This is a genomic window from Mesorhizobium sp. M1348 (assembly GCF_040317925.1).
GTDB lineage: Bacteria > Pseudomonadota > Alphaproteobacteria > Rhizobiales > Rhizobiaceae > Mesorhizobium.
The window spans coordinates 14918-41822 of the sequence record NZ_JAMYLH010000032.1 but is presented as its reverse complement, the minus strand read 5'-3'; the positions used below and the strand labels follow the sequence as shown (position 1 = coordinate 41822).

Annotated in this window: 26 protein-coding genes and 2 pseudogenes; 9 read left to right on the top strand and 19 right to left on the bottom strand. The window is 59.6% G+C overall.

The features are described 5' to 3' along the window. Window positions 1-44: 44 nt before the first annotated feature. From NKH13_RS30605 to NKH13_RS30570, 8 genes are all read right to left on the bottom strand, one after another. A complete protein-coding gene (locus tag NKH13_RS30605) occupies window positions 45-956 on the bottom strand; it encodes a thermonuclease family protein (RefSeq protein WP_352719128.1) in 912 nt (303 codons plus the stop codon). Between the two features lie 340 nt (window positions 957-1296). Further along, window positions 1297-1458, bottom strand: coding sequence for an IS66 family transposase zinc-finger binding domain-containing protein (locus tag NKH13_RS30600; protein WP_352719155.1), 162 nt, complete (start codon window positions 1456-1458; stop codon window positions 1297-1299). A 231-nt stretch (window positions 1459-1689) separates the two neighbouring features. Then, the gene (locus NKH13_RS30595) at window positions 1690-2157 is read right to left on the bottom strand and encodes a hypothetical protein (RefSeq protein ID WP_352719127.1); all 468 of its coding nucleotides are present in this window, start codon (window positions 2155-2157) and stop codon (window positions 1690-1692) included. Window positions 2158-2162: 5 nt separating this feature from the next. Further along, on the bottom strand, window positions 2163-2516 hold the full coding sequence (locus tag NKH13_RS30590) for a LacI family DNA-binding transcriptional regulator (protein WP_352719126.1): 354 nt from the start codon (window positions 2514-2516) through the stop codon (window positions 2163-2165). 339 nt (window positions 2517-2855) lie between these two features. Then, window positions 2856-3311, bottom strand: a complete 456-nt coding sequence (locus NKH13_RS30585; protein ID WP_352719124.1) for a type II toxin-antitoxin system VapC family toxin — start codon at window positions 3309-3311, stop codon at window positions 2856-2858. Continuing rightward, window positions 3292-3534, bottom strand: a complete 243-nt coding sequence (locus tag NKH13_RS30580) for a type II toxin-antitoxin system Phd/YefM family antitoxin (RefSeq protein WP_352719123.1) — start codon at window positions 3532-3534, stop codon at window positions 3292-3294. The genes NKH13_RS30585 and NKH13_RS30580 overlap by 20 nt, the downstream gene beginning before the upstream one ends. 491 nt (window positions 3535-4025) lie before the next feature. Further along, window positions 4026-5153: an NAD(P)/FAD-dependent oxidoreductase gene (locus NKH13_RS30575; RefSeq protein WP_352719122.1), complete on the bottom strand. Its 1128-nt coding sequence runs from the start codon at window positions 5151-5153 to the stop codon at window positions 4026-4028. A 64-nt stretch (window positions 5154-5217) separates the two neighbouring features. Next, complete coding sequence (locus tag NKH13_RS30570; RefSeq protein ID WP_352916558.1) at window positions 5218-6219, bottom strand: SIS domain-containing protein; 1002 nt, start codon at window positions 6217-6219, stop codon at window positions 5218-5220. Window positions 6220-6321: 102 nt separating this feature from the next. Between NKH13_RS30570 and NKH13_RS30565 the strand changes: the two genes are divergently transcribed. From NKH13_RS30565 to NKH13_RS30550, 4 genes are all read left to right on the top strand, one after another. Then, the gene (locus tag NKH13_RS30565) at window positions 6322-7197 is read left to right on the top strand and encodes a PfkB family carbohydrate kinase (RefSeq protein WP_352916557.1); all 876 of its coding nucleotides are present in this window, start codon (window positions 6322-6324) and stop codon (window positions 7195-7197) included. Window positions 7198-7333: 136 nt separating this feature from the next. Beyond that, complete coding sequence (locus NKH13_RS30560; RefSeq protein WP_352916555.1) at window positions 7334-8170, top strand: ABC transporter substrate-binding protein; 837 nt, start codon at window positions 7334-7336, stop codon at window positions 8168-8170. A 76-nt stretch (window positions 8171-8246) separates the two neighbouring features. Continuing rightward, entirely contained in the window at window positions 8247-9776 is a 1530-nt protein-coding gene (locus NKH13_RS30555) for an amino acid ABC transporter permease/ATP-binding protein (RefSeq protein ID WP_352916553.1), read from the top strand. An 88-nt stretch (window positions 9777-9864) separates the two neighbouring features. Continuing rightward, complete coding sequence (locus NKH13_RS30550) at window positions 9865-10992, top strand: LacI family DNA-binding transcriptional regulator (protein ID WP_352916551.1); 1128 nt, start codon at window positions 9865-9867, stop codon at window positions 10990-10992. A gap of 482 nt (window positions 10993-11474) precedes the next feature. Here NKH13_RS30550 and NKH13_RS30545 read toward each other — a convergent pair. The 11 genes and pseudogenes from NKH13_RS30545 to NKH13_RS30495 all read right to left on the bottom strand — a co-directional run. Continuing rightward, window positions 11475-12000, bottom strand: a pseudogene (locus NKH13_RS30545) (NAD-dependent epimerase/dehydratase family protein); the annotation flags it as partial. Between the two features lie 71 nt (window positions 12001-12071). Beyond that, a complete protein-coding gene (gene gmd / locus NKH13_RS30540) occupies window positions 12072-13142 on the bottom strand; it encodes a GDP-mannose 4,6-dehydratase (protein WP_352916550.1) in 1071 nt (356 codons plus the stop codon). 237 nt (window positions 13143-13379) lie between these two features. Beyond that, on the bottom strand, window positions 13380-13517 hold the full coding sequence (locus tag NKH13_RS30535) for a hypothetical protein (RefSeq protein WP_352916548.1): 138 nt from the start codon (window positions 13515-13517) through the stop codon (window positions 13380-13382). Window positions 13518-13603: 86 nt separating this feature from the next. After that, window positions 13604-13831, bottom strand: coding sequence for an FkbM family methyltransferase (locus tag NKH13_RS30530; protein ID WP_352916572.1), 228 nt, complete (start codon window positions 13829-13831; stop codon window positions 13604-13606). A gap of 287 nt (window positions 13832-14118) precedes the next feature. After that, complete coding sequence (locus tag NKH13_RS30525) at window positions 14119-14907, bottom strand: phosphatase PAP2 family protein (protein WP_352916547.1); 789 nt, start codon at window positions 14905-14907, stop codon at window positions 14119-14121. A gap of 45 nt (window positions 14908-14952) precedes the next feature. After that, window positions 14953-16290, bottom strand: a complete 1338-nt coding sequence (locus NKH13_RS30520) for an NAD(P)H-dependent oxidoreductase (protein ID WP_352916546.1) — start codon at window positions 16288-16290, stop codon at window positions 14953-14955. Window positions 16291-16338: 48 nt separating this feature from the next. After that, entirely contained in the window at window positions 16339-16872 is a 534-nt protein-coding gene (rfbC, locus tag NKH13_RS30515; RefSeq protein ID WP_352916544.1) for a dTDP-4-dehydrorhamnose 3,5-epimerase, read from the bottom strand. Window positions 16873-16978: 106 nt separating this feature from the next. Then, window positions 16979-18136 carry a GHMP family kinase ATP-binding protein gene (locus tag NKH13_RS30510; RefSeq protein WP_352916542.1) on the bottom strand — a complete coding sequence of 386 codons (1158 nt, stop codon included), beginning with the start codon at window positions 18134-18136 and terminating at the stop codon, window positions 16979-16981. After that, on the bottom strand, window positions 18093-19148 hold the full coding sequence (locus NKH13_RS30505; RefSeq protein ID WP_352916541.1) for an NAD-dependent epimerase/dehydratase family protein: 1056 nt from the start codon (window positions 19146-19148) through the stop codon (window positions 18093-18095). The genes NKH13_RS30510 and NKH13_RS30505 overlap by 44 nt, the downstream gene beginning before the upstream one ends. Then, window positions 19141-20409 carry an HAD-IIIA family hydrolase gene (locus NKH13_RS30500; protein ID WP_352916539.1) on the bottom strand — a complete coding sequence of 423 codons (1269 nt, stop codon included), beginning with the start codon at window positions 20407-20409 and terminating at the stop codon, window positions 19141-19143. Before NKH13_RS30500 ends, NKH13_RS30505 begins: the two co-directional genes overlap by 8 nt. After that, a complete protein-coding gene (locus NKH13_RS30495; RefSeq protein ID WP_352916538.1) occupies window positions 20406-21059 on the bottom strand; it encodes an SIS domain-containing protein in 654 nt (217 codons plus the stop codon). Before NKH13_RS30495 ends, NKH13_RS30500 begins: the two co-directional genes overlap by 4 nt. A gap of 151 nt (window positions 21060-21210) precedes the next feature. Between NKH13_RS30495 and NKH13_RS35800 the strand changes: the two are divergent. From NKH13_RS35800 to NKH13_RS30470, 5 genes and pseudogenes are all read left to right on the top strand, one after another. Beyond that, window positions 21211-21325: pseudogene (locus NKH13_RS35800) on the top strand (bifunctional Delta(1)-pyrroline-2-carboxylate/Delta(1)-piperideine-2-carboxylate reductase); the annotation flags it as partial. A 165-nt stretch (window positions 21326-21490) separates the two neighbouring features. Then, the gene (locus NKH13_RS30485; protein WP_352916536.1) at window positions 21491-22279 is read left to right on the top strand and encodes a WecB/TagA/CpsF family glycosyltransferase; all 789 of its coding nucleotides are present in this window, start codon (window positions 21491-21493) and stop codon (window positions 22277-22279) included. Between the two features lie 163 nt (window positions 22280-22442). Then, a complete protein-coding gene (locus tag NKH13_RS30480; RefSeq protein ID WP_352916534.1) occupies window positions 22443-23759 on the top strand; it encodes an oligosaccharide flippase family protein in 1317 nt (438 codons plus the stop codon). Window positions 23760-23769: 10 nt separating this feature from the next. After that, entirely contained in the window at window positions 23770-25533 is a 1764-nt protein-coding gene (locus NKH13_RS30475) for a GNVR domain-containing protein (RefSeq protein WP_352916532.1), read from the top strand. Further along, window positions 25530-26891 carry an O-antigen ligase family protein gene (locus NKH13_RS30470; protein WP_352916530.1) on the top strand — a complete coding sequence of 454 codons (1362 nt, stop codon included), beginning with the start codon at window positions 25530-25532 and terminating at the stop codon, window positions 26889-26891. The genes NKH13_RS30475 and NKH13_RS30470 overlap by 4 nt, the downstream gene beginning before the upstream one ends. Window positions 26892-26905: the final 14 nt, after the last annotated feature.

Sequence of the window (26905 nt, the reverse complement as noted above, 5' to 3'; positions counted from 1 at the left end):
TGCGATCAACGAAACGGGGAGAAAACTCATCCGCCAAGCTTTCGTTATCGCTTTGATCTTCGCCATCCGGCCGCACGAGCTTCGGCTTCGGAGCAAAACCACTTCTCGCCCCTCGCTTTGGAAATCTTGGTTACGGTGTAAAACTTCTGCCCAGGCAGATGATAGATGCGCTCGCCGTCCGCTGAGATATTGCCTTTGATGTTGCAGCCGGAATTGCCAAGCGCGAAAACGGGCGCGCTGGTTTGCTGTTCTGTGGCTGTATGCTGTGCTCGCCAATCCCACGGCTTCTGAAATGTTCCGGCCCACAGGCCGAGCTTCGCCGCTTGGGCATTCGCCTGCAGTCCTGCATAGGCACCGTGGCTGTAGCGAGGCCAGTCAAGCGCCTGGCCGTTCTCGACCTGCCAACCGGCAACGTCAGAGCCGTCAGCACGCGCACAGCTGCCAACATAACGGCCAAAGCGATCCCAACTCACAAACGTGCATTGGACCGGCTTTGACGACGAGAGGAAGCCGTCCAGCGCTTCAGCGGAGCGACGGCCGCATGCATATTCGAAGCCTTTGGCGTCATGGCAATATTGCTGGCTCTCGGGCGCGTCTATGCCATTAAATCGGATAAGGTGGCCATGGATCTCGATCGTGTCGCCGTCGATGACCGAAGCTACCCCGGCGATCGGGGCCGTCGTAGGTCCGATCGAGTTGGAGAGGTTGGTCTCGGGGAGGCGATCGCTGTGCTGGAGGACGAACTGCGTGATCAAGGCGGCCAGGGCGGCTACCGTCACTAAGACGAGCCGCTTCGGAACGCCCGCCAGTTGGCGGGCACGCCGGAGCTTTGCTCCAGTGCGCCGGCGCCATTGATCGGAGCGATTGTCGTACCGAGACCTGTCCAAGACCGTTTCACTCGCACCCAACGCCATCGTGATCGCGGTCGGGCCTGTTGGAATCACTGCCAGTGACATTTACCAGACCGGCCACGACCGGATTGTTTCCCTTGCCGCCTCCGAGTCCAAATCACCGCCGCCGCGCCGCGATGGCTGCGTCGGGGCGACCGAAAACGCCTACAAAATTGATTGACGATCGCAGCGGCGCGCGCCGCCGCCTTCGATATATTGTTGCTGTTCGGATTGAACGGGTCAACGGTCTGTAAAAGCATATTGGGGTGGTACGCATCGCCGCCGCGAGCGTCACCGTATCGTAGTGATTCAAGTAGTCGGGCGTGCAGCCCGAGAAAAGCACTGCGGACAACTCGCACGAAAATTCACCCACACGCATGAATGAATTCCTCAACTCTAGGCGAAATTATGCGCTATTTGACTTTTGTTGTCGAATCCAGAATAGGTTCGACCGTGAGCGGATACGGCACGCGCATTTGGGTCGCGTGATGCGGACCACGCAAAGCTGCGCCGGAACCCAGTCGAGCGTGTTGCTGACGCTCTCACCCCTGGTGCGCCGCCCCAGCATGTGCAGACCGTGCGCCGATGTCGAGCAAAACATTCTCGCGCGGAAGATGATCGGGCAGCGTCTTACGATCGGACGGTCGCTCGGACGGCGACCTCTCGACGCTGGCTCGCCTCTCCCGCCGCGGGCAATATCGCCGTCGAGGCCTTCCAGGGCGAGAGCCAGTTGATCGGGTTCGGGGCCCACTCTCGCTTTCACCCTGCAGATGCCATATTTCTACAGCGTGATCTGGCTTTAGCAGCCTTCCGCCCTTAGGGATCGCACCATTCGCAGCACGACGGGATCGTACGGGATTTTTTCGGATCTGCTGTAGTTCATTGTAAAGAGCGCCGCACGGTCATTGCAGATCGCAATGATGCGTACATAGCGGATTTGCCCGTCCCTGAGGCCGGAATAACTGGCCCAAGTCGGCTTAACGCGCCGATAGGTCACTTTCCAGCCCGCCTTTTCGTCCTCGACGATTCGATGCTCTATCTCGGCGCGGAAACTGGCCTTTCCGAGCCTTGCGCCCCAAACAGCAAGAAAGGCCCCGTTTTTGCCCTGAAAAGCTGCCCCCTGATCGGAACGCTGAGTCAGAACAAAGCCAGGGGGCACATCGAATACAAAGCCAAACTGCTTGACGCCGAAGGGCTGCCACTCTTGCGCATAAAGAAGCGTGGTGGAAAACAACAACGAGACGAAGCTAAGCAGCAAACGGCTCATAGTGTTTAATTAGGGTCGCGTAATATATCGTCCATACCTTGCCGGATCCTGGTCGCAAATTTTTTGCCAACGCGACCTAGCATCGGCAAGCTGTCGCAGTCGTAGACACCGGCGGCGTTCACTCTTCCCAAAGTCTTTCGCCGATATGGGGCAGTTAAGCCGACGAGAGGCAATTGCCCGCTGCGCAGCGCCTGCGCGACGCGTTTGGCCCGATAGCCCAACCTGTCGGCTGCCTCGACCGCGCGAAGCGCGGTCTCGTCGCCGACGTAACCATAACTGTTGAGCGCCCGCGCAGCCGTCGCCCGCGATACGTTTGCCGCGGCGGCCACCTCTTTCAGAGTGATCCCCTTCTGCGTCAATGCTATCGGTCCTCCGGCGACCTGGGCGGCATGCCAGGAGCATTTTGGGCCCCAGCATTGCAGCCACCCTTGTCCCGCATATCGGCGGGTTGTCGAACTGCCAAGGCCGCTTGTGCCCGTTTCTTTCCGCAAATAGGATCCTAACCGTGTTTCGGGCCGACCGGCGGTCAAGCGCCCTCTGGGCACAAAATGCCTTCCTGGCCAGATGGCGCAGGTTGCCAGGTCGTTGTCGGTCAAAGTTCGGCCAGAAAATCGCGGCGGTCCAAGGGCAGCACGGAATCGAGAGCCGCGAAGGCTTCGGCACGTCGAACAACATAGGCAGGTGGTCGAGCGAAGAGGTCAGTTTCCATTCGCGAGCGGCCCGAGAATTCGGACTCCCTGGCGGCGCGCGGCAAGTGCGAGCTTGCGATCGAGGGTGGCCAGCGGCAACTCGGTTTCGATTGCCAGCGCAAGATAGGCGGCGTCATAGGCGCTGAGCCCGTGCGAAGCCGCTAGCGTCAGCACCGCGCCGTCCGACCCGCCGCCCGCGTCCTCCAGCGGCAATCGGCGCAGCCGTGCCATGGTGGTGGCAGCTTCGCCCGCCGCGATGCGGCCACGCCGCTCGGCAATCAGTACGACGTTCCGCGCCTCGTGCCAGAACAGGGAAGGGACAGGCGCCGTTGTTCCCGGCAATCGTCGCATCAGGGCGGCCGCCGCCTCGCTGTCTTCATCAGGAAGAATCCAGGCAGCCGCCATGGAAAGGTCGACAACGAAAGGCATCAGACGATGATCGCCATCAAGCGCGGCGCCCTTCATCGCGCCAGGCCCGAATTTCGTCCTGCGTCACGGGCCTGGCGCGGGCGCGGGCAGCGCTGATCTCTTCGATCACGGCTTCGACATCGTTGCGCCGTTGTATCCGCGACAGTTTAGCGATGGGATCGTTGCCGCGCGAAATAATCACCTCCTCGCCGGCTTCGACCCTTGAAAGCAGTTCCGAGAGATGCGTCTTGGCCTCGCCAACTTTCACCGTGATGGGCATTTCCTGTCCTTGTACGCGTCGGGGCCCTCGCGGCGAGCCGTGTTCATTGCCGTTGAGCTGAGTGTGGATTGCCCGACAATCGCTGTACGCGACAATAGGCGCAATGCTGACGCTTGGTCAAGGCTTGGTCAAGTCACTAGGCCTGGACACTGCCGACCCCTCGCACGCCGCAAGGCGGGCCGTCTCTCAACAAGGTGAAATTGTTCGTTCTGGTGGAACGGGGCTTCTGATCGTGCGCGGTTATCTGGTTTTCGCAGATGCGGAGGCTTGCAACTTGTCGCGGTCAGCGCACTCCAGTGGATCGCGAGTGGCTATCTGACCATAGTTTGCGGGGCATTCATCGTTGGGCGTGTCGCGCTTGGACGCGCAGCGCCGACACTCGTCGCCGTGTCTGTTGCCGTAAGACGACAACCTAATCACGCGATCCTGTCACCCATCTCTTCCAGGCCCGCGGCCCATCTGGACGGTTCGGCCTTGCCCCAATTGCCCTTTCAGCTGAAACGACTAGGGCGGAACGTTGCGAGCATGGGATGCGGATTGCCTGAGGCGATTTCTTTGGCAAGCAATTCGCCGACGATCAATCCAAGCGTGGCGCCGCTGTGGCTAAAGGCGACGTGAAGCCCGGCGACGGTCTCGACGGAGCCGAGCACTGGCTCGCCGTCGCCAGGGATAGGCTTCGGGCCAACTGCATAGGTAGCGAGTTCGAGCCGCGGATTGCCCTCGAGCACGGCGCTGGCCTCGTCGAGCAGTCCTTTTTTGGTCTTGTCGTGCACGGTGTAGGTGCCGTCCGAGTTGACCACGACTTCATCCTCCGACCATGCCGAATCCAAAACAAGTGCGCCATCCGGCGTCGGACGCACCGCCACGCGCGGCGTATTCAGCACGGCACGGAGCTCGGTCTTGATCGGCTTGGTTTTCAAGAGGAGTGAAATCGGCGTAGCGTCGGGGATATGGACTCCGAGCTCCGCAAGCATGACAGGCGTCGCTGGCCCAACGCAAAGGATCACTGCATCCGCCTTTACCGGCACACCATCGACAGCGACGACGCCACGCGCGCGACCACCTGTGGCATTTATCCTCACGCGCCCAGCGTCCCGAACAAGCTTGCCGCCGCGGGAGCGGAACTCATTGAGCAGCAGATCGATCAAAGAGGGCAGGTCAACCCATCCTTCGCCAGGATTGAAGATGGCACCCTGCGGGGTGATTGCGCTGGCGTTGACGCCGGGCGTCACTGCACCGACTTCGGCAGGGCCGAGCAGAAGCGCGTCATAACCAATATCCTGCTCCAACTGGCAGACGGACGCGATCTGGTTCGATTCATCATCCGCATCCCAGGTGAGGCCGCCGTCAAAGCGAAGCCACGACGCCGTTTCCGGCCTTGTGGCGGCCAGGGTCCGATAACGGTCGATGCCTGCAAGCCTCAATCGGTGGTAGGCAGTGTCGGCACGTCGCGCTGAGTTCAGCCAGGAAAGTGAACGGCCGGATGCACCGTTGGCCGGCGCGCCGTCGTTGACAATGGTTACATCAACGCCAAGACGAGCAAGGTGCAACGCAGAAGAGATGCCGAAGATGCCCGCGCCGATAACAACGACATGGCGCGGCTTTGGGGATGCAGTCATAGAGAAATCCTTCTTCGCAGAAGACGGGCTGGGGGTTGTTGGATCGCTGCAGAGTGCGGCGGAACTAATAGTCGGTGAGCTTGTTCATGTAGCGCCGGCCCTCAAGCATTGGCCGGCCGCGCAGACTGGCCAGCTCGTAGGCAAAACGCCATAGACTGTCGAAGAAGACCAAGGGCACGAGATAGGGTTTGATGTGTTCGGACATACCGCTGAGGTCGAGTTCCGCTCCATCGAGCACCAGGATGTTTTCCCGGCTGCCGTACTTGAAAAGGAAATCGCGGGCGCGTTCGGAAAGGCTCCGCGTTTCGTCCAAACCCAGCAAGACCACGAAGCAAGCGTCCCGGTCCACCACCTCAAATGGGCCGTGAAAGAATTCGTTGGCGTGTATGGCTTGCGAGTCGAACCACTGCATCTCCATCAACACGCAGATGGCGTACGAATAGGCCGCACCATAGCTGGCACCGCCGGCCAGTGTGTAGATCGCTTTGCGCGGCGCGAAACGGGGTGCGAAGGCGTGAAACTGGTCGGCATAGGTCCGGTGCGCACGTTCGATCGCTGGCTGAAGATGGTTCAGGCTCATCAGCAGATCGGTGGTCAGCCCAGCATTCTCCCGAGCATCGATTAGGCCGGCCAGCAACGTGTAGAGCACGCCGTAATTGCTGCGGGCTGCATCGATCGGTTTGCCCGTCGTGTAGGAGGCCTGGTACGCCACAGGGTGGTCGACGGCGCGCGCGAGGGGCGATACCTGGTCTAGGGTCATGCCGATTGTCGTTGCGCCTCGATTTCTTGCGTGATTGGCCGCTCGGACGGTCTCCTTGGTGGTTCCGGTCTGCGAGCAAAGGACAACGAGCGTGCCAGGTCCCAACCGTCGCGGGTCTCGGCAGACGAACTCATCCGCGTTGTAGATGTCGCAGGCGAATGTGCCGCTGTGACGGTCGACGAAGTATTTGCCTGCCATCATGATCGAGAGCGAGCCGCCGCACGCCACGAGAAACAGGTGCGAAAACTGCCTGCCCGCCGTAGCGGTCAGGGTGCGTTCTACGTCGGCGGGAAGGGCGGAAATCATGAGGTTCCTCTTCTCGATGATAGAGCTTGGGCCGGCGCACAATTGACAAATGGCAGGCCATTGTGCGAACGTTCTCATGTCCTTTAAACTGAAAGTCCTGCGATGGTCAAGATTGCCGCGATGGGCGACAACGTGGTCGATTGTTATCTCGCTCGCGGCGAGATGTATCCTGGCGGAAATTGCCTCAATGTCTCGGTCTATGTCAGCCGCTTCGGCGGGCAGTCGGCGTATGTTGGAGCGATCGGCAAAGACCGGGCAGGGGACTTGATCCACGCCGCACTCAAGTCCGAGCGCGTGGACGTCACCCGATTGCGGCGCCTTGAAGGGCCGACCGCCTATTGCCTCATAGGTCACCGAAACGCCGATCGGATCTTCCTGGACTTCGACCTCGGCGTCTCGATGTTCACGCCGACGCAAGAAGATCTGCATTTTCTCTCGGGCTTTGAGGCCGTTCACATTGGCCAATCCAGCGGGTTAGACCCATGGGTTGCTGCGGTATCGAGTAAATCACTGTTATCTTACGATTTTTCAACGCGGCGGGACCCGGGACATCGACTCGAGATTGGGCCTCATTGCTATCTGGCCTCCGTCTCGGGTGACGGTCTCGACGACAATGAATTGGCTGCAATCGCATCCGAACTTCTTGCATGTGGTTCAAGGTGGGTTTTGGTGACTCGTGGTCGAGCCGGCGCCGTGCTTCACAGCGACACCGTCTCCTACCGCACCCCGGCGCAGCTGGTCGAACCCGTCGATACCCTGGGCGCGGGCGACACCTTCATCGCCAGAACGCTATTCGGCCTGCTTAAGGAAGAGGCGCCTCAGAATATTCTCCGCGATGCCGCAGAGGCGGCGGCTGCTACCTGTCAGTACCACGGCGCGATCGGCCATGCGGCAGCAATCGATATTGGAAAGATTACGGCGGAGATCCTCCGCGGAACAGGAAACCAGTCTAGCTGCGAAATTCTCCCGACCAATTGACGCGAGAAACGGACAATGCTAGACGAAGTGATAACGTTCTCATTCATCTAACTGAACGCCGCCCAAGAGCGTTTTGATGGATTAGACGTCGAGTGGGATCGCAGGCCGAGTTCGGCCAATCTTAAGAGGAGAAGACATGCAAACGAATTCAAGCAGGCGCCAACTGGTGAAATGCGGTCTGGCGCTGACGATCGCCCTGGTGACAGGACTTGGCACGTTGGCCGCATCAACGCAGGCAAAAGCGGCCGACAACCCTTACAACCTCATCGACCCGACGGTGATCAGCGTCGGAACCATGGGCGATGCGAAACCCTATGTCTTCACCGACGCCAACGGCAACTTCACCGGCTTCGACGCTGAACTCTTCCGGGACGTGGCGCGCCGGCTCGGGTTCAAGGAGGAGCAGGTCGTTTTCACCGGCCAGGAATTCTCGGCGCTCCTGCCGTCTGTCGCCAACGGTCGCTTCGACGTCGCTGTCGCCGCCATTGGCACGACAGCGGAGCGCAAGAAGACCGTGGATTTTGGCGACGGCTATCTCGCCGGCTATCTGTCTATCATTGCGGCTGATCCGGCTCTGACGAGCAATGAGAGCACCGCGGGAAAGCGCATCGGCGTGATCCAGGGGACGCTGCAGGAGATCTATGCAGAGAAGAATCTGAAGGGCGACATCGTCAAATTCCCCGACAACAACACTGCGGTGGCGGCGCTGAACAACGGAACGATCGATGGCCATTTCACTGACTATGAGTCGGCCAAGCAGTATGTGGAGCGCTATAAGAACCTGAAGATAACCATGAATGTGCCGTCCTTCGATGCGCCGGCCGGGTTCGTGGTCAAGAAAGGCAACGATGCCTTCCGCGAGGCGCTCAACAAGGCCCTGCGCGAGGCCATGGACGATGGCACCTGGAAACGGCTGCACGAGAAGTGGTTCCCGGGCACTCCGATGCCGGATCAATATCTGCCCAAGAAGTAAATTCGCGCGTATTTGTTATCGTTTCCGGCCGGACCCGTGAGCAACGGTGCCCGGCCGAGTTGTAGATGGACTTGATATGAGCTGGTTCGACACCTTCGCCCGCAGCTTCCTGGATTTCCAGGCGATGGCAGAAGTTCTGCCGAACATGGTGATGGTCGGCCTCAAGAACACCCTGATCCTGGCCCTTGCCTCGACGTTTTTCGGGACGCTGATCGGTATCGTACTCGCCGTGATGGGGATTTCCGAGAACCAGCCGCTGAAACTCCTTGCCCGAGTCTACACCGATATCTTCCGCGGGCTTCCTGCCATTGTCACAATCCTGATCATTGGCCAAGGCTTCGCGCGGTTGGGCCGAGATCTGTTCGGTCCATCGCCTTATCCGCTGGGCATTCTGGCGCTCAGCCTGATCGCCGGTGCCTACATCGGGGAGATTTTCCGCGCCGGCATTCAGAGCATCGAGCGTGGTCAGATCGACGCCACGCGCACTCTCGGCATGACATATGGCCAAGGCATGCGCCTTGTGGTGATCCCGCAAGGCATCCGTCGCGTCCTGCCTGCACTGGTCAACCAGTTCATCGGCAATGTCAAAGACTCCAGCCTGGTCTATTTCCTTGGTCTGCTCGCCTCCGAACGCGAACTGTTCCGCGTCGGCCAAGACCAGGCTGTGCTGACCGGCAACTTGTCGCCGCTCTTGCTGGCTGGCGTGTTCTATCTCGTGATCACGGTGCCGCTGACCCATCTCGTCAACTACATCGATGCGCGCATGCGTGTCGGCAAACGAATCACCGCCGTGCAGAGTGGCCTCAAGGAAGTCGCCGAGCTTGCCGAAGCCGTCGTGCCGGGCGCAGCGACGTCGCCCGCAGCACAGCCCATTCGCTTCAAGGGTGGGGGCATCGAGGTGAAGAATATCGACATGGCCTACGGCGCCGTCCAGGTGCTCCATGACGTCAGTCTGAAAGTGCAACCCGGGACCGTCACCTGCCTCATCGGTCCGTCCGGCTCGGGCAAGTCCACCTTGCTGCGTTGCCTCAACCGCCTAGTAGAGTGTCGAGCCGGTGACATTCTGCTCGATGGCGAAAGCATCTACAAACAGACCCCTGACCAGCTCCGGCGGCGCGTCGGCATGGTTTTCCAGCAGTTCAATCTGTTTCCCGACCGCAGCGCGCTCGCCAACATCACTCTGGCGCTGCGCAAAGTTAAACGCATGTCGCGCGAGGAGGCTGAGGGCGCGGCCTTTGCCAGGCTGCATGAAGTCGGACTGCTGGAGCGCAAAGACCATCGGCCGGCCAATCTCTCGGGCGGGCAACAGCAGCGGGTGGCCATCGCGCGTGCGCTCGCCCTCGAACCCGAAATTATGCTGTTCGACGAAGTCACCAGCGCGCTCGATCCGGAATTGGTCAAAGGCGTCCTGAACTTGATGGCCGATCTCGGTCGGGGCGGTATGACGATGGTGGTCGTAACACACGAGATGAATTTCGCCCGCAAGGTCGCGAACCAGGTCGTATTCATGGACGAGGGGCGGATCGTCGAGGCAGGGCGACCGGACGACCTTTTCGACAATCCGCGGAGCCCGCGTCTTCGGCGCTTTCTGTCGGAGGTGCTGTGATTCAAATGGTGTGCGCAACGGCGGGTGCTGCGGTGTTCGGCCTTGCGGGGCGTGCCTAACTGCCGCTAGTTCGTCGCCACGACGTTGCATGGTCGGCGGGACTTGCTGGGTGACTCAAAGATCCAAAAACGCAACTATCATCGAAGTCGCTCGCCGGGCTGGAGTGAGCTCTGCCACGGCTGGGCGCGTTCTTGGTGACTACGGCTACAGCAGCCCTGAGGTCCAGGAGAAGGTGCGCGCCGCAGCAGCTGCGCTGGGTTATCGCCCCAATCGCCTGGCCAAAGGTCTGATCACCGGTAAGACGCAGACTATCGGAGTTGTCGTGGGCGACATCGAAAGCCCATTCTATGCAAGCGTGCTGCGTGGAATAGGGGACGTCGCGCGCCGTGGCGGCTTTGGGGTTATCGTTACGAATAGTGACGAAAATTCCGAACTCGAGCGAGAGGCGGTGCAGTTGCTGTTGGAAAAGCAGGTCGATGGTTTAGTCGTCTCATCGACCTTCTTGGACGAGCCGGATCATCTTCGTGAAGCAGTCGCGGCCCGCTGTCCCGTCGTGCAGTTCGACCGCATCGTGGCGGGCATGCAAACCGATTCGGTCGTGGTCGACAACGTTTCTGTAACGCGTAACAGCATCGCGGCGATCATCGCCGCCGGACACAGCCGCATCGGAATATTGGCGGAACTCGGGCCGGACCAACGCGATGATGTTGGCTCCTTTGTGGCAAACGCTGATCTCTCCAGCTCCGACGTTCGCTACCATCATCCAAGCTGGCAACGGTTGTTGGGTTATCTCGAAGCCCATCGCGCCGCGGGCATTTCGCCGGATCCGCAGTTGATCCGCCGCGTGGCGGTCTATTCCAGCGAGGCAGCCCGCAAGGAGGCGCTCGATCTGCTGACAATGCGCAATGCACCGTCCGCTCTGTTTACCGCCGATGGTGTGATGTCGACAGGAGTTCTGGAGGCGATTTCCGCATTGAAGCTTGCGATTCCAGGAGACGTTTCGCTGCTTTGCTTCGACGATCTCGACTGGATGCAATTCGTGGCCCAAGGTATCACAGCCATCGCGCAGCCGGCGCATCTGATCGGAGCGACGGCAGCAGAGCTTCTCTTGAAGAGGCTGGCTGGGGACGCCGCACCTTTCGAACACCGTGTTCTCGCGGCCCGCTTGGTGGAGCGTAATTCAATTGCGGTTCATCTCAATCGCGAGGCCGTCTGACCTGGCCGCAACGGTCTATAGCTGGGGCTGAATTGCAGCGCCTCTCTATATCGAGGTCGATGCCATGCAGGGATATTGACCTGCCGTATGTTTCTTCGCTTGCCTACACGCCATCGGCCATTTGCGGCTCGGCTCGGCTGAATGACAGCCCACGCGGACTGCTGGGTAGGACCATTATTGCCTGCGATGCCCCCGGCGTGAGCTGCGCAGAGAACGGGTGAGCGCATCCGGGTTCCGATTGCGAATCTCGAAGTCGTTCTTGCGCCGGATTGCGCTGCGCACAAGCCTGACCCCGAAATAGCGGAACGGCTCTGGAGCTAATGCCAGCCGCCGGTCGATGCCGACAAAGCTACAGGCGCAATGCCGGTTCCTTTGAAGCCCATGCCACAGAAAATGTTGCGATGACCGCGCAGGTGATCGAAGATGGGGACATGCTCGGGCACGCAGTGGATCGGGCCGGCCTAGTCATAGTTGATCGGGACCGCGTCGTGGGTCGTGCGCATAAGTGCGGGGACAACGTGGCTATTCTCCGGGTCGAAGTTGTCGCCTGGACCGTATAGGTTACAGGGCATTGCCGAACATAATCAGCACCGTACTGGCGGCGGTAGGCCTGACACAGCTTGAGACCGGCGATCTTGGCGATAGCGTACCACTCGTTGGTGGGTTCCAAGGGGCCCGTGAGAAGCGCGTCTTCCGGAATCGGCTGTGGCGCCAGCTTCGGGTAGATGCAGGATGAGCCCAAGAACCCAGTCTGTCGACATCACACCGGAACGTGGCGTGGATGACATTCGTTTCGATCAGCAAGTTGTTGGGCAGGAAATCGGCCGGATAGCGATCGTTGGCGAGAATCCCGCCGACCTTTGCGGCTGCTCCGACCACGGCGTCGGGCCTGGTTCTGTCATCCAGCGATGCACGGCGTCCAGACTTCGAAGGTCGAGAGCGTCGCGCGGAGCCATTAGGACCTCGCAGGTTTCCTCCTCCAGTCGCGCGCCACACCCGGGCTGACATGCCGCGTTGGCCAGCCACAAATATCCGTTTTGCGTCGAGCCGATAAGGTAGTCCATGACCGGTGGCCCTTTCTAGACGCTACTGTCCCTGTGCCAGCTCTCTCGCTCCAGACGTTTCAGATCGGCGGCCACCATTTCCGCCACGAGGTCGCTGAACGTCGTCTTTGGCGACCAGCCGAGCTTTGAGCGGGCTTTCGCCGGATTCCCCATCAGGAGATCGACCTCCGTCGGACGGAAATGGCGTGGGTCGACTCGGACGAGGATCTCTCCTGTCTTGCCATCCCGGCCGATCTCGTTCACCCCCTTACCTTCCCAGACGATGACGCGGCCGACTGCCCGAAAGGCACGTTCCACGAACTCGCGCACCGAATGGGTTTCGCCCGTGGCGAGGACGAAGTCGTCAGGCTCGGCGTGCCGAAGAATCCGCCACATGCCCTCCACATAGTCGCGAGCATGCCCCCAGTCGCGTTTCGCGTCCAGATTTCCAAGATAGAGGGTGGACTGAAAGCCTCGCTCGATACCTGCAACCGCACGTGTGATCTTGCGGGTCACAAACGTCTCGCCGCGCGTGGGGCCTTCATGATTAAACAGTATGCCATTGGAAGCGAACATTCCGTACGCTTCACGGTAATTGATCGTGATCCAATAGGCATAGAGTTTGGCCGCCGCATAGGGAGAGCGCGGGTAGAACGGCGTCTTCTCCGTCTGCGGCACCTCCTGGACTTTGCCGAACAGCTCGGAGGTTGATGCTTGATAAAAGCGCACCCGCTCTTCCATCTTCAGGATGCGGATGGCTTCAAGCAGCCTGAGTGTACCAAGGGCATCGGCGTTGCCGGTATATTCCGGCGTCTCGAAGCTTACCTGGACATGGCTTTGGGCCGCAAGATTGTAGATTTCTGTAGGACGCGTCTCCTGAATGATGCGAATGAGATTGGTCGCATCGGTCAGGTCGGCGTAGTGGAGCAAGAAGCGTGCGTTCGGTTCGTGCGGATCGACGTAGATGTCGTCGATGCGTTCGGTATTGAAGGAGGAGGATCTGCGTTTCAGTCCGTGGACAGTATAATCGTTCTCCAGCAGCAGTCTGGCAAGGTAGGCACCGTCCTGACCGGTCACACCAGTTATGAGCGCAATGCGATCTGTCATCGGGTCCCATCCAATCGTTGAGGGCTGTGGTGGCGCCGTCGACCGACGGTCCGCCTCCGCACTCCTCTAATGAAAGGCGAAAGCGCTTTGTTCGACCAGAGTGTCATTGTGGCAGGCACGCCAGCAAAGGAGGTAATCCCACCGCTCAATGCCCATCACAGCTACTTCCCATGCGTCCCCTTTCTGCTTCTTCGGCCTATGCTCCTATGGCATGGGGCCCTGCCGCGAGCCGTCAGTTCACAAGCGCTTGCGCCACCGCTTCTCCGCGAGCTGCTTGCCGGCCATGCTGCCGTCGGCAATGCCGAACATGTGGGTCGGCTGACCGGTGCGGCGCGGGCCATGCCGGCTGAGAAACGGTTCGCGTCCGGCCTGCATCTCGGGTCACCTGGCAAGCGTGGCGTCGGGTTGTTGCCGACGATCCGCCACCGACGGCGGCTTGTCGAAAGTTCTCGTAAGGTTTGTTATCGCGTCAGCAAAAATGACAATTCGTGGCCCGCAGGAGAAACATGCAACAGGGTGTAACCCTGGCCCTTTATCGCTTCCACTGTTCGGTAGGTTTGTTCCACCGGAGTGCGGTGCCACCAGTGGTGAAACTCGACGAGAATCTGTCTCGGTAAAACATCAGATCCAAGCACCCCTGGAAGAACGTCGTGCTCTGCCCCCTCAGCATCGAGTTTCAGCACATCTATAGTGCCAATCCGAGCATATCCAGGATAGTAGAGTAATGCCTCACGTTGCAGACAATGCTCTTGCCTGTAACCATCTTCGTGGAAAAATTGCTGCGTGTATCATCTCGGGGGCCTTATACAGCTTGCCGGATGCTTGTTTTGATGCCTTGCATTGAAGTAATTCGCCGCTGTTGCGAACACCCTTCAGCATGATTGTTGTTGTTTGGCCAAGATGACGCTTCCAGCCCGGAGATGCACGCACGATAAATTCGAGGTCGTCGTGTCGCTGGCCGGCTTCACACCAGTTCCTAATGGAGAAGCCCTTTGGCAAGTTCGCGCAAGTCCTGGAACGCAACAACAACGTATGAGGCCAGAAAGCTGCATAGATAGAAGCTTGGTGGGGCGCCGCGCTCCCACCGGAGAACCAGGGCGCCGAGTTCAAGGCTCGGTCGCGTTTGTGCTAGCCATGCCAAGGTCGCGGCCAAGGCGAGGCTACCCAGAGCATTGGTCGGGTAATGCAGCCCCAAGTAGACTCGCGCAAGCTCTACCACCAAGGTGCAGGCCAGGGCGAGGAGTCCGAGTTCGAAGTGAACGAGAAGAATGGCGATCGCTAGACCCGCGAAAAGAACCGCTCGCTCGCTGGGGAACCCGGGGGTGCCGGCGAACGGCGCTGAGCGCAGAACGGCAGCGTCGCCCAGAACATCCGGGATATGAAGCCCAAGTGCGGAGTCAAAAATCGGCTTTGGCGTCGGCGGCAGAGTGCCCTGCAGGAAATGCGCCACGAGCGCCGCGAGGACAGCTGCGCAGACGCCACTCACTAGCCTTGCCCTCGATTCCGGCCCGTCATGGGCAAACCAGCAATACCAAAGCAAGGACACAGCTATAGCGCCCTCGGTTGTTGGGTAGACGGCACCGAGAGCGAGCCGGCTGGCGAAGGGCTGATTGCTCGCTACGGTGTTGACGGCCTTTGCGAGGGGCCTGTCGATCCAATCCGGGTTAAGGGCCAGGAAAGTCGTACCCACAAAGAGGAGGCAAAGCGCGGCAGCATGCGTCAGGCAATGTAAATCGGATAAAGTTCGCGCCATCGGTTCGGCCATCTCAACTCTCGGGTTCGGTCGGCGGAACAGCTGGAGTTCCGCTAACTAAGCGGTCGCAGAAACCTCGCGGCGCAGGGAGGCTGCAGAGCGGCCGAAGAAGGCAAGATCCTGCTCTCGGCGCAGCGCGTCGCAAAACCGCCCGACCGGAAGCTCGATGTCGTCATAGCCGAGCACCTCGTCCCGCTTCACGTCGCGCAGCAGCCGGCAGCCCTCGGCGAGCCCGATCGGCACAAGCCGCTCGGCGTGCACCGTCCGCGCATTCTCGCAGAGCCCGTAGGTCATGTAATGTCCAAGGCCATCGAGGATCTCTCCGGCACTAAGATCCCGCTTGGCGGCGGCCACCACATCAACGGTCGGCGCGCCCAGGGGCGCAATCGCAGCATCGCGGAATATTGCGGCTCTCGCGACCGTGGAGGGCACCTCGAAATGACACAAATGATAAGGCCAATAGAAACAGTAGAGCGGTCCGGGCCCCATCTTGTAGAGTGAGAGATAGTGCTTCTCTACGGCATCCTCTGTGGTGCCAAGAACGAAGATACCGGGGTTGGGCATGGCGCCGACACAATAATCAACTATCCCCGGCCCCTCGAGGAGCTGATTGAGCGGATACCAGCCGACCGCCCCCTGGATCGGGCTACCAGGCTCGACCACAGGCCCGTACATGCCGCGCTTCGCCACCCGCATGCCTGTGGCGTTGGCTACGATGGCGTTCTCGAACGAGATCTTCGTGCCGTCCGCGAAGGAGGTGACCATCGGGGCCTTCATCCCCCACTTCTTGGCAAAACCCTCCTGGGTCGTCGGATTTCGGTAGGGATCGTGCAGGCCCTTGATGTTCCCGCAAAGCACCGGACGTATGCCCAGGCCCCTGACCCAACGGTAGAGGTTCATGATTACACCTGGCTGATCCCCCTCCACATTGGTGAGGACCACTCCTGCCCGGTCGGCATACACTTTCAGGATCGGTCCGATCGTGCCGTCGAGCTCGGCATTCATCAGGGCGACATGCTTGCCGTGCCGGATCGCGCGCATTGTGACGTGGGCAGCGAACTCGATCGCGCCTGTCGCCTCGACGATGACGTCGATGCCGTCGGCCTCGCAAATCTGCATCGGGTCCGCCGTGATCGCGCGGCGACCGCGCGCCACGAGATCCTCAAGCGCTTTGGTGCTGGTCGCCTCCGTCACATCGTCTTCGCCTGCAGCGGCATAGGCATCTCGCGCCTTTTCCACGTGCCTGTTGGAAATCGCCACGAGCTCCATGCCGGGGACATATCGCAGCATCTGCAGCGCAATGCCTTGGGCCATGAAGCCGGCGCCCACCATACCCACGCGAATTGGCCGCCTCTGAGCCTGGAGCCTCTCCAACTCCCTGTCGACAATGAACATTTGCGTTTCCCCTGTGCTGCTCCCCCAAAAGGTCGGGGCGGCGAAAGGTTAGCGGTCATAATCCGGCCAGCTTCGGTCCTTGTCAGAAATCTGTGCCGGCGCATCCACCGGCCACTTCACGGCGAAGGCAGGATCGTTCCAGCGAACACCGCGCTCGGCTGCCGGTGTGTAGAATTCGGAGACGAGATATGTCGCCTCGGAGTGGTCCTCCATGGTGAGAAAGGCGTTCGCGCAGCCCTTCGGTATCACCAGCATTCGTTGGTTCGCCGCTGAAAGTTCCACCGTGAGGTGCTCCTTATAGGTGGGCGATTGGGGCCGCAGGTCGATCAGCACGTCGTACAGGCTGCCCCGGATGCAGCGAAGCATCTTGTCCTCGCCATGGGGAGCCAGCTGGTAGTGGAAGCCGCGCAGTGTGTGCTTGTGCCTGTTGTATGAAATATTCATCTGTACGACACGATCCGGAAGCCCCTGCTCGGCAAACTCCCGCGAACACCAGCCGCGTGCGAAAGAGCCCCGCTCGTCTTCGAATTTCTGCAGTTCCACCAGGGTGGCGCCGGGAATATCGGTCTTTATGAAAAGCATCGTAGATCCATTAGGCAAATGAGTGTCACGTCGGGGTCGCATCTCCGACGATCTCTCCTGAAGGTTGCTCGCGCCGGCGGTCCGCTTGTGCGATCGCGGTACGGCATCAGGCTTGCGCCGGATGCAAGAGGCGCGAGCCGTGGACTTCATAGCCGATAGGCACATAGGCTAGGTGTGAGAGTGCGCGTCTTACGCTTTCCCGGCGTTCCGGCTTGACCGCGAACATAAGGAATCCGCCGCCGCCGGCGCCACACAGTTTGCCGCCTTCCGCACCTGCGTCCCTGGCGAGGTCGTAGTGGCCATTGATCTCCGCGTTGCTCACGCGGGACGCCAAACTCCGCTTCATCTCCCACCCTGCGTGAAGGACGGCACCGAAGCGTTCTATGTCGATGACGGGCTCCGAAAAGATCTCCTGAAGCATGAAGGCATCGTCCCGCATCCGCCTGAGCGTATCGAGATTGCTTGACGTTTTCGCCTTCTGCTCTGTCAGCACGGAACTGGCCGGTCGCTGATGCGATGTCCAGAACATCATCAGGTTGCTGAAGAGATGTTCGACGGCGCCATTGCGCACCCGCTGTGGCTCGACCGTTACCGCGCCGCCCGGCTGGAAGCGGAACAGGTTCATGCCCCCGAACGCGGCGGCATACTGGTCCTGCTTGCCAATCGGTTCCTTGAGGATGTCCATCTCGATGTGACATGCCTCTTCGGCCAGTTGGCCCGGGGTGACACGTTCTCCCCGGAATGCATGCAGGGCGTTGAGCAGTCCCACCGTGAACGAGCTCGACCCCCCCATGCCCGTCGAGGCCGGCATGTCTCCGACCGTCGAGATGTAAATTGGCGGTTCGATCTCCAGGAAACGCAGGCATTCGCGAGCGATGTTGTTCTTGATCTCCCCTATGGTGTTTACCTGCTCCGTCTGTGAATAGTTCAAGCGGATGGGTTCATTAAAGATCACGCTGTGACGCTTGACGGTGACATAGATGTACTTGTCCACTGCTGCGCTGAAGACCGCGCCGCAATCGAGATTGTAGAAATCGGGCAGATCGGTACCGCCGCCAGCAAAACTGACGCGCAAAGGAGTGCGCGTCAGGACGAGAGACGGTAAACGCTGTGCAGCGCGATCGATGATGGTCGGAAGGTCCGGTCCTGAGCGGCGCTCCACGACTTTGGTCCCGTCTAGCTGTTCCATATTTTGCCCTCGAAAATCGACGGAATGAAAATTAGGCAACACGCGGCTGTGCCGTTCGCCAGCGCAGCTGATCATCGAGCATCCCCGCCTTGAGCAAGTGATCGAGCCAGCGCAGCCGCGTGAAGCGCTTGTCGGTAAAGTCTTCAAATGTAAGTGCGATCGAGCGGAACGCCTCGTAAAGCTCCTGCGCTCGCATGCGCGCCGTCCACTGAAACTCGAAATCCGGGAAAGTCCGTGAGAACTTGCTGAAGTCCGCCTTGTAGGTCCTTTGATCCGCGCCCGGCTTCGGTGTCATTGTGAGCTGCGCGCCGGGGACGGCCTCAACGGCGATCTCCGCTATCTCGCGCACCTGAAGATTGAGGCTTTCAACACCCATGTTGAACGCCTCATTGTGGATGTCCTGTAGCGGCGCCTCCAGCATCAATTTGAAATAGCGCGCGACATCCTGGACATGAACCACGGGCCGCCATGGCGTGCCATCGCTATGGACTTCGACACGTCCAGTGGTGAAGGCGCTGCCCATGAAATTGTTCAGCACGGTGTCGAAGCGCATTCGTGGCGAGAGACCATAGACGGTGCCGTTGCGGCAATAGACGGGCGAGAACCGGTCGTCCGCCAGCGCGCGCAGCGCTTCTTCGGCAACAGCCTTCGATTTTGCGTATTCTGTTTGCGGCGCCAGCGGGGCGGTTTCGTCGACGACGGCGGCTTCCGACATGCCATACATGATGCAAGAGGAGGAAAATAGGAACCGCCGGACGCCCGCCGCCTTGGCCATCGTGGCAAGACGAACGGTCCCTTCCGCATTGATCTGCCTCGTCCAATCCGCGTTGAGATTTCCGATCGGGTCGTTCGAGAGTGCCGCCAGATGGATCACCGCGTCAAAGCCCTGCAGATCCGGGGATTCGATGGCGCGCAGATCCTTTGTGATCTCGGGCACACTGGTATTGTCCGTTCCCAGGGTGCACGCACGAAAATATCCCATGTCCAGCCCGACCACCTCATAGCCCGCCGCCTGCAACACGGGCACCATGACAGAACCGAGATATCCATTGTGTCCGGTGACGAGAACGCGTGTTGGTTCATTCATGTCTGCCCTGCTCCGCTTTCGAAAGGAGTTGACGGGTGAGATCCAGAAGCGAGCATTGCTCGCTTACTTGCGCATATAGGCAGTCCGCGGCTTCGGCCGCTTGACGGTCACGATCGTCATCGCCGACAAAGAGTGTGCGTGTGAGGTCGAGATCAAAGTCGCGCTGTGCCTGATACAGCATGCCGGGTTTGGGCTTGCGGCAGTCGCAGCCGTCGTCCCAGCCGTGTGGGCAGTGGTAGATCTCCGCGATTTTGCCGCCGACGGCGTCGCACTCGGCGCACATGCGCTGGTGAAGCGCCTCGAGGTCAGCGGCTGTCATCGCTCCGCGCGCTATCCCTGCCTGGTTGGAGATGATGACTACGCGGTAGCCGGCCTCGTTCAGAAGGGCCAACGCCTGCTTTGCACCCGGAACCCACTCCCACTGGTCCCATGAACACACATATTGAGCCGGTGGCGGTCTGCAGTTGAGTACGCCGTCCCTATCTATGAGCATGGTTTTTTCGCGCCTCATAAAGCGCTCCGTCGCGGGTAGACGCTCGATCGAGCCCACGCTGTAATAGCGGTGCGCGCTCACGAAGCCGGCAAGGCGATGCTGCGTCGCGAGTGGCGTGTAGACGGCCTCCTCGAAGAGGGTGTCCTCGTCGGGCAGGAGTTCGAGTGCGAGATCGGTCAGTATGGCATAGCTGATCTCGACTCCCTGCAGCCCGGGCGTGGTGCGGAGCCGGTCGAAGACAGTCACATTGTCGTTCGCATCAAGGATCACGCTGCCGCGCGAATAGCCGTCCTTGTTGCTGTAGACCGTGATCATTCCAGGCTTGCCGGCCGCACAGAAGCGTTGCCACAGCCGCTCCATGCGCATCGGCCAGTAATTGTCGCAATACAGCAGCAGGAAGCACGGATCTATGAGGTGACGGGCATTGGATACCCGGCTGCTGGTGAGGTCGTCGGGACGGGTGAGGGCATATTCGATACTGAGCCCGAACCTGCTGCCGTCGCCAAAATGGTCCATCACCATATGGGGCAAATACCCGAGTAGAAGAAGAACCCTTTCGAACCCCTCCTGCCGCAGCTGTTCGATCTGGTATTCCAAAAAAGGGCGGCCGAGCACCGGCACCATTGGTTTCGGGCGATCGAGCGTGATCGGCCGCATGCGCGTGCCACGCCCGCCGGCCAGGATGACCGCCTGCCGCGGCCGGCTATAGGCGCGGCCTTCGACATCTGCCTTTTGCAGGCGGGGAGAGCTCGGCAGGGCAATATTCATTGACCGCGCTCCGGTCGGTCGGCGATGAGGTATCGCGTGATGGCATGACAGATCGCGGCGTGGACGTCCTCGACGAGTTCGTAGGTGCCTTTTTCAGACCGCACCCATACTGGCTGATCGACGAGCTCTTTAAGCGTGCCGCCGTCAAAACCGACAATGCCGATAGTGGCTACCTTCCTTTCGCGAGCGAGTTCGACTGCCCGCACGAGATTGAGCGAGTTCCCGCTGGCTGAAATCACTATGAGCACGTCACCTGGCTTGGCGAAGTTCTCCATCTGGCCGGCAAAGATACGCTCGTAGCCTTCGTCATTGCCGAGCGCCGTCATCCAGGAGACGTTGTCTGTCAGGCCCATGACCCGGATAGGCTGCCTTCCCGAGCGTTTCGTGGCCTTACCGAGGTCATTGACCCAGTGGGAGGCGGTCGCTGCGCTGCCGCCGTTGCCGGCGACGAAGACTGTGCCGCCCGCATCGCGTACGGCGCGCAGCATCTGAATCGCCTCCTGCACGGCATCCGTATCGATCTGCGCCAATGCGATGCACAGCGATGCCAGATAATTCTGCGTGTATTCTTTAGGCTGCAACCAGGGGGCATCATCCGCGAACATTTGCGACACCCCGTTACTCCCTAGATCGATCGCGAGCTCAGTCATGCCACCCTCGATTGCTTGCAATGGTGAGCCATCATCACAGCGTGCGAGCACTTCGAGTTCAATTGCTATTCCGAACGGGAAGCTGGCGGGCGGCGCTCTCATCGGAAGTACTTAAAAGGGGTATCCCTTGTTCTCTCCGTTGCGGCCCTGGACGTCGGCAGATGGCCATATCGGGCGTCAAGATCGTCATGGTGTCGCCCGACAACAATGCCGTAGGCAAACGCGCGGTGATGGGGCTTTACCTCCTGCTCGACGGCGCGAGGGGCCGCGCATTCCATGCGCTCTTTCGGCACCACAGAGAGAACAAGGGATATTCTTTTTAAGTACCTCCGATGAGCGCCGCCCGCCAGCTTCCCGTTCGGAATAGCAATTGAACTCGAAGTGCTCGCACGCTGTGATGATGGCTCACCATTGCAGCAATCGAGGGTGGCATGACAGAGCTCGCGATCGATCAGAGAGTGGTGCGCGAGCAAGTGCTTGGCGTACCCGTGCACGCTCTGGGCTTGGCGCAGGCAGTCAACTGCGTCTTCGACTGGGCCCTGCGGCGGGAGAGCCGAACGGTTTTTCTGTGTAATGTCCACAGTGTCGTCACCGCCCGCCGCAATCGCGCCCATGCCGAAGCGATGGATAGCGCCGACCTTGTCGCGCCGGATGGAGCGCCGGTGGCCTGGATGCTGAGGCGGCAGGGACACGCGGATCAGCCGCGCATCGCCGGACCGGACCTGATGTGGATTTGTTGCGGGAGGGCATCGGAACTCGGCTCGGCAATGTTCCTGTACGGCGGCAGCCCGGGCACCCTCCAGCGTCTCGAACAGTGCATTCGAACCGAGTTTGCCGGCATAAACATCGTGGGCTCTTACTCACCTCCGCTCCGCCCTCTGTCGGCCGAGGAGGATGAGGCAGTGGTCAGAATGATCAATCAGTCCGGTGCGAGGATCATGTGGGTGGGGCTCGGATGTCCCAAGCAGGAAAGCTGGATGCAGGCGCATCGCGGCCGGATCAATGCGGTCATGTTGGGGGTAGGAGCAGCTTTCGATTTCCACGCCGGAGATGTCAAGCGGGCGCCGCAATGGATGCAGAAGAGCGGGCTGGAATGGCTGCACCGGCTCTTCCAGGATCCCCGCCGACTGGCGAGCAGGTATCTCGTGACGAACAGCCTGTTCATCCTGGCTTTGCTGCAGGCATCGCTGCTTCCCAGGCGCAGACTTCGTAACGGTTAGAGGGAGGCGGAACCAGTGAACACACTCGGACCGCCGTATTGCCGATCTTCGCCAACTCCTTCACGGCCGGCTGTTCTTTGGCGCTGATGCTGGGAGGGGGCGCTGCCCATATCTGAACGGTGTGGCTTGCATCGCCTCGACAGGCACCTGACTGGAGGCTACCATGACTTTGAGCAAACAGGCCGCCAGTCTGGCTGTCCTGCATGTCGCCGACGTCCTGCAGCCGCTAATCATATTGCCCTATGCCGGGCGTGTCCTCGGACCCTTGAGTTTCGGGCGGTATGCCTATGCGCTCGCCATCGGACAACTCGCTACCGTCGTCGTGGCCTATGGATTTCATTGGACCGCGCAGCGCAGGGTTGCTTCCCTTCGATACGAGCCGGCGGCGATCGCGTCCCTGGTTGCTCAGGTCATGGCAACCAAGTCAGTGCTATTCGTTGCCGTATGCCTGGTCGGCCTTGTGCTGGCCGGCGACGTCCTGGCGCTTAGTAGGCCAACATTCCTGTGCGCGATGCTCTCGGCCGTCGGCAACATTATTTTTCCGGCCTGGCTCTTCGTCGGCCTGGAACGCGCCTGGCAGGCGGCTGTCGCGGTGGTTGTTGCTCGCGTTCTGGCGCTCGTCTGTTTCGTCGCCATGGTCGCATCACCTGACCAGGTCGCGCTCGCCGTTGCCATCCAGAGCGCAGTTCCCATCGTCAGTGGCGTCATCTGCTTACCTTTCATCCTTCCGATTGGGTTCGGCGGCTTCAGGTCCGTGACGCTTTCGACGATTGGAATGCAACTGCGCAATGGCTGGAGGGGATGCCTCTTCATAGCCGTGGAGACTGCCCTAGTCACCCTGCCTGTCGCCCTTGTCCAACATTTCGAAGGTTATATCGCAGCCGGACAATATTCTGTCGCCGAAAAATTCCTAGTAGCCGCGCGGGTATATTTTAAGTTGCTTATGGATACATTCATACCGAGGGTTTCATACTACGCTCATGTCGACCCTGCTGCAGGGGTACGACTTATAAGGAGATCACTATTCACCGTAGCAGCCGGAACGGCGATGAGTATTGGAATGTACTTTGTTGCTCCATATATAATATTTATCCTCTTTGGAGATGAATTTTCAGGAGCGACACCTTTCGTGCGAGCAATGGCAATTATACCATTGCTGATGAACATAAATACATTCACATCAAATATATTCATGTTTAGCTACGGATATGAAAATGAATGGTCCGCCCTTAATGCATCCGGTCTGCTAGTATTCCTGGTGGCCGCATATTTTTTGTCTTTCGTCATGGCTGAGCAAGCCGTTGTTTATGCGATGGTGGCGAAGGAAGTCATCGTGCTGGTGGTTTCAGCCGGCTTCTTCCTCATTGGCGGAGCGGCCGTCCTTCGCACCGCGGCTTGCGACGCAGGCCGGGTGCGAGGATATCCGCCGCTGTCCCAATCCGCACCGTTGGAGCACGAGGCCGATCGTTTCCGGTCGTAGGAGAGTCTGTATGTTCGCGCCTGATCACTTTGTCGTTCAGCCGTCCGGGTCGCCTCACCAGCCGATCCCCCCCAAGGATCGCGACGAACTGACCGTGAAAGACGCCTTAAGATTTGTTCGAAGCTGTTGGCGCCTTTGCCTCCTCTGGATGGTTGTGAGCCTTGGTGTCGGCGGCGCATATGTGGTCCTTTCGCCTGGATATTACACCGCCTATGCGACGATGCTCCTTTCATCTCCGCCCGCTTCGCAACCGGGCGAAGCTGAGGCAGATGAGCGGGTCTATGTAGAGAGCCAGATACAGGTCATTCAGTCGGACGAGGTCGTCGGACGCGTTGTTGACCACACTGGCTTAGCGGAAGACGAAGAGTTTGTGATGGACAGCTTGCGCACCCGGATCTCCAGCTATGTGCGGGGCCAATTGGCGTCTCTCTTCGGCACCGAACTGACGAGGGCGGAGCCAAATATTCGGCATGAGTCGATGGTCCTTGTGAGGCGCGCGTTTTCCGTTCGTCAGATGGGTTCCTCCAGCGCCGTCGAGATCGGGGTGACGTCTTCCGATCCTCAGTTCTCGGCCATGCTCGCGAATGCGATCGCCGACGGTTACATCGGAAATCAGCGCGAACGCCGGCAGGCGGCTCGCACGGAAGAAACATCTGATCTGCACAAGCGGCTGGCGGAACTTCGGGAAAAGGCTTTTGTGACCGAATCACTGACGGAACTGCCATCGGACCCTGAATCTGCGGAGAGGGCGAGAGTCCTTATCCGCGAGCAGCAGAGCGCGGCCGAGGTTTATCGCTCGCTTTACAATGCCCTTCTGCAGCGGACGCACTCCGATTTTAGCGCCTCGCTGATCCCGGGCGCAAGGGTGATCACGGCGGCCGAACCGCCTCGTCAACGCAGTTGGCCACCAACGGTCCTAATGGCAGCGCTCTCCGTTATGGCAGGTGGGATTGCCGGCGTTGGTCATGCATTGATCAAGCAAGCAATGAACCACCGCCTGATAACGGTCGAAGATGTGCACAGGTCGACCGGCCTTGATCGGATTGTAGGGATCCCCAGAATTCCCCGCCGCAGGTGGAATGTTGTGGGGCCATGCGAGCAGTTTTTGCAGCCCGTCTACTCAAAGGACGCTCCCGAGCTTCACAGCTCGCTGAGCAAGATTGCCACCCGGATGCGCGGAGTTCAGGGCCGCCAAGTGAGCAAGATTGCCACCCGGATGCGCGGAGTTCAGGGCCGCCAAAGCGGATTTGTAGTCGGCGTTGCTTCACCCCTCGGCAAGTCCGGAAGCTCCACGGTGGCGGTTCATCTCGCAAGGATCATTGCGGCGACCGGGCAAAAGACACTGCTCGTTGATGCCAATTGGCAAAAGCCATCAATGGACCAGCCAATGCTGAACGCGGAGCCAGGTCGCAAGCTCGCCAGGGCGTTTGCCACCATTCCCGCGGATCAGGAAGAGCTGGAAGTTCTGGTTCTCAGGCCCACGGGGTCAATCTCCGAGTTGAATGCCTCGCTCTCCATCTCCGCTGCACTCCAGCATCTGCAGCAAGAATACAGTTGTATAGTGGTTGATTTTCACAGCACCGACCGCACCGCTGATCTGGAAGCGGCCATGGGCGTCATCAACGAGGTCCTTTTGGTGCTGCAGGCACGCCGCACTTTCGCGGACCACCTCGAGAGAATCCTGCGCATCATCCCTGCAGAGAAACTCTCGGCACTAATTTTGACCAGGATCAACCGTGCGGCTTTCAGTCCTAACCGGGAATACAGGCCATGACCTCGCCAGCGACATTGTCATGCAGGAAGGGTTCAAAGCCGGTCGACCTCGTTTGCAGCCATTCCCCTGACGTGCTCGACTACACCCTCTTTCTCTCCGGCATTTGGCTGGCCTGCGCCCTCGCAATATCCCTGCGCCTGCTTGGCCTTTTCTTCATAGTGATGCCGGTCGGTGTCTGTCTGGCCTATGCCTTGCTGCGGCAGACGGTGCCGCCTCGTCTGCTGGCGGTCTACACCGCCTTCTGCCTCTTCATTGCCCTGCTGTCCAGATACAGGCTGATGCCGGATTCCTGGCAGGTTCACTTTCTTCAAGAAGCAGTCATAAGGCAAATCGTCCCGATTGTAGGATTCTTCGCCGTCGCATGGGCATCCAAGGCTTATTTCCGCCGCAGGCTGATGAGCGGCAATGCCTTTTTTGGTGCACCCGTTTTCCTGTTCCTGTCTCTCGTTGTCGCGCCGGCGGTGATGTTTCAGCAGGACGTGCAGTATCAGGGCGCATCTCCGCAAGCCACGATACCGATTCTTTACGGTTCGCTGATCAACAACATGGCCATTGCCGTGTTTTTCGTTGCAGGCGGTATTTTTCTGACGAACGACTGGCGCCGATACGGCGGCATTTTACTCTTATTGGGAATAGCCCTCGCCAGCCCCTTGGCTCAGTTCAAGGTGCTCGCGGTCACGATGATCGTCATTCTAATTGGCGTGCCCGGCCGGTTGATGGCCGCAGCTCTGGCGACCGCACTGACTTTTGCCTATGCAGTCGGGTTGAACTTCATACCTCAAACCTTTGCTCTGGACCCGAACTCCGGGATCAGACTCGCGTTCATTTCGGACGCACTCACATCCCTTGCGGATACATACGGATTTGGCATCGGATTTGGGAAGGAATCGGTCCGATGGCGATACGAGTTTCCCGGATTCGAGGATATTACTTTTCTTCCCGACACCAGGAGTACTACGCATGCCAAAATGCTTGAGATACTCTCGACAGGAATTCACAATTCGTTCTTTCAAGCCATATTGCGGACGGGGGTCATTGGTTTCATTTTGATCGTGTCTGCCATTTTGGTGGCCTTCCCGCCAAATCGACTGCCACGCGGTGTTAGCAATCATGCGTCCACAGTCTTCATCACGATTTTCCTCGCCATGTTCGTCAATCCAGTCCTGGAGAGCCCTCTACAGATTGTGGGAATTGCTTTCTTATACGGCTATTTGATTGCGCTTCGCGCCAGCGTTCCGGCCGTGGCTGTGGAACTTCCTCCAGTTGAACCGGGTCGAACGCAGCATTGCGCTTGTTCATACATCTGGCCGAACATGGATGGGGCCCACCCGACATCGGCGGGCTATCGGTCTCAGTAAAAGGGTGGCGTTGT

Excerpts from the sequence above, each read along its gene's own strand:
- NKH13_RS30495 (WP_352916538.1), bottom strand. The coding sequence starts at position 21,059 with ATGACTGAGCTCGCGATCGATCTAGGGAGTAACGGGGTGTCGCAAATG.
- NKH13_RS30600 (WP_352719155.1), bottom strand. The coding sequence starts at position 1,458 with ATGCTGGGGCGGCGCACCAGGGGTGAGAGCGTCAGCAACACGCTCGAC.
- gmd (WP_352916550.1), bottom strand. The coding sequence starts at position 13,142 with ATGACAGATCGCATTGCGCTCATAACTGGTGTGACCGGTCAGGACGGT.
- NKH13_RS30510 (WP_352916542.1), bottom strand. The coding sequence starts at position 18,136 with ATGATCAGCTGCGCTGGCGAACGGCACAGCCGCGTGTTGCCTAATTTT.
- NKH13_RS30525 (WP_352916547.1), bottom strand. The coding sequence starts at position 14,907 with ATGGCCGAACCGATGGCGCGAACTTTATCCGATTTACATTGCCTGACG.
- NKH13_RS30470 (WP_352916530.1), top strand. The coding sequence starts at position 25,530 with ATGACCTCGCCAGCGACATTGTCATGCAGGAAGGGTTCAAAGCCGGTC.
- NKH13_RS30605 (WP_352719128.1), bottom strand. The coding sequence starts at position 956 with ATGTCACTGGCAGTGATTCCAACAGGCCCGACCGCGATCACGATGGCG.
- NKH13_RS30505 (WP_352916541.1), bottom strand. The coding sequence starts at position 19,148 with ATGAATGAACCAACACGCGTTCTCGTCACCGGACACAATGGATATCTC.
- NKH13_RS30480 (WP_352916534.1), top strand. The coding sequence starts at position 22,443 with ATGACTTTGAGCAAACAGGCCGCCAGTCTGGCTGTCCTGCATGTCGCC.
- NKH13_RS30570 (WP_352916558.1), bottom strand. The coding sequence starts at position 6,219 with ATGATTTCCGCCCTTCCCGCCGACGTAGAACGCACCCTGACCGCTACG.
- NKH13_RS30560 (WP_352916555.1), top strand. The coding sequence starts at position 7,334 with ATGCAAACGAATTCAAGCAGGCGCCAACTGGTGAAATGCGGTCTGGCG.
- NKH13_RS30585 (WP_352719124.1), bottom strand. The coding sequence starts at position 3,311 with ATGAAGGGCGCCGCGCTTGATGGCGATCATCGTCTGATGCCTTTCGTT.
- NKH13_RS30595 (WP_352719127.1), bottom strand. The coding sequence starts at position 2,157 with ATGAGCCGTTTGCTGCTTAGCTTCGTCTCGTTGTTGTTTTCCACCACG.
- NKH13_RS30565 (WP_352916557.1), top strand. The coding sequence starts at position 6,322 with ATGGTCAAGATTGCCGCGATGGGCGACAACGTGGTCGATTGTTATCTC.
- NKH13_RS30555 (WP_352916553.1), top strand. The coding sequence starts at position 8,247 with ATGAGCTGGTTCGACACCTTCGCCCGCAGCTTCCTGGATTTCCAGGCG.
- NKH13_RS30520 (WP_352916546.1), bottom strand. The coding sequence starts at position 16,290 with ATGTTCATTGTCGACAGGGAGTTGGAGAGGCTCCAGGCTCAGAGGCGG.
- rfbC (WP_352916544.1), bottom strand. The coding sequence starts at position 16,872 with ATGCTTTTCATAAAGACCGATATTCCCGGCGCCACCCTGGTGGAACTG.
- NKH13_RS30580 (WP_352719123.1), bottom strand. The coding sequence starts at position 3,534 with ATGCCCATCACGGTGAAAGTTGGCGAGGCCAAGACGCATCTCTCGGAA.
- NKH13_RS30535 (WP_352916548.1), bottom strand. The coding sequence starts at position 13,517 with ATGCAGGCCGGACGCGAACCGTTTCTCAGCCGGCATGGCCCGCGCCGC.
- NKH13_RS30475 (WP_352916532.1), top strand. The coding sequence starts at position 23,770 with ATGTTCGCGCCTGATCACTTTGTCGTTCAGCCGTCCGGGTCGCCTCAC.
- NKH13_RS30550 (WP_352916551.1), top strand. The coding sequence starts at position 9,865 with ATGGTCGGCGGGACTTGCTGGGTGACTCAAAGATCCAAAAACGCAACT.
- NKH13_RS30485 (WP_352916536.1), top strand. The coding sequence starts at position 21,491 with ATGACAGAGCTCGCGATCGATCAGAGAGTGGTGCGCGAGCAAGTGCTT.
- NKH13_RS30500 (WP_352916539.1), bottom strand. The coding sequence starts at position 20,409 with ATGAATATTGCCCTGCCGAGCTCTCCCCGCCTGCAAAAGGCAGATGTC.
- NKH13_RS30575 (WP_352719122.1), bottom strand. The coding sequence starts at position 5,153 with ATGACTGCATCCCCAAAGCCGCGCCATGTCGTTGTTATCGGCGCGGGC.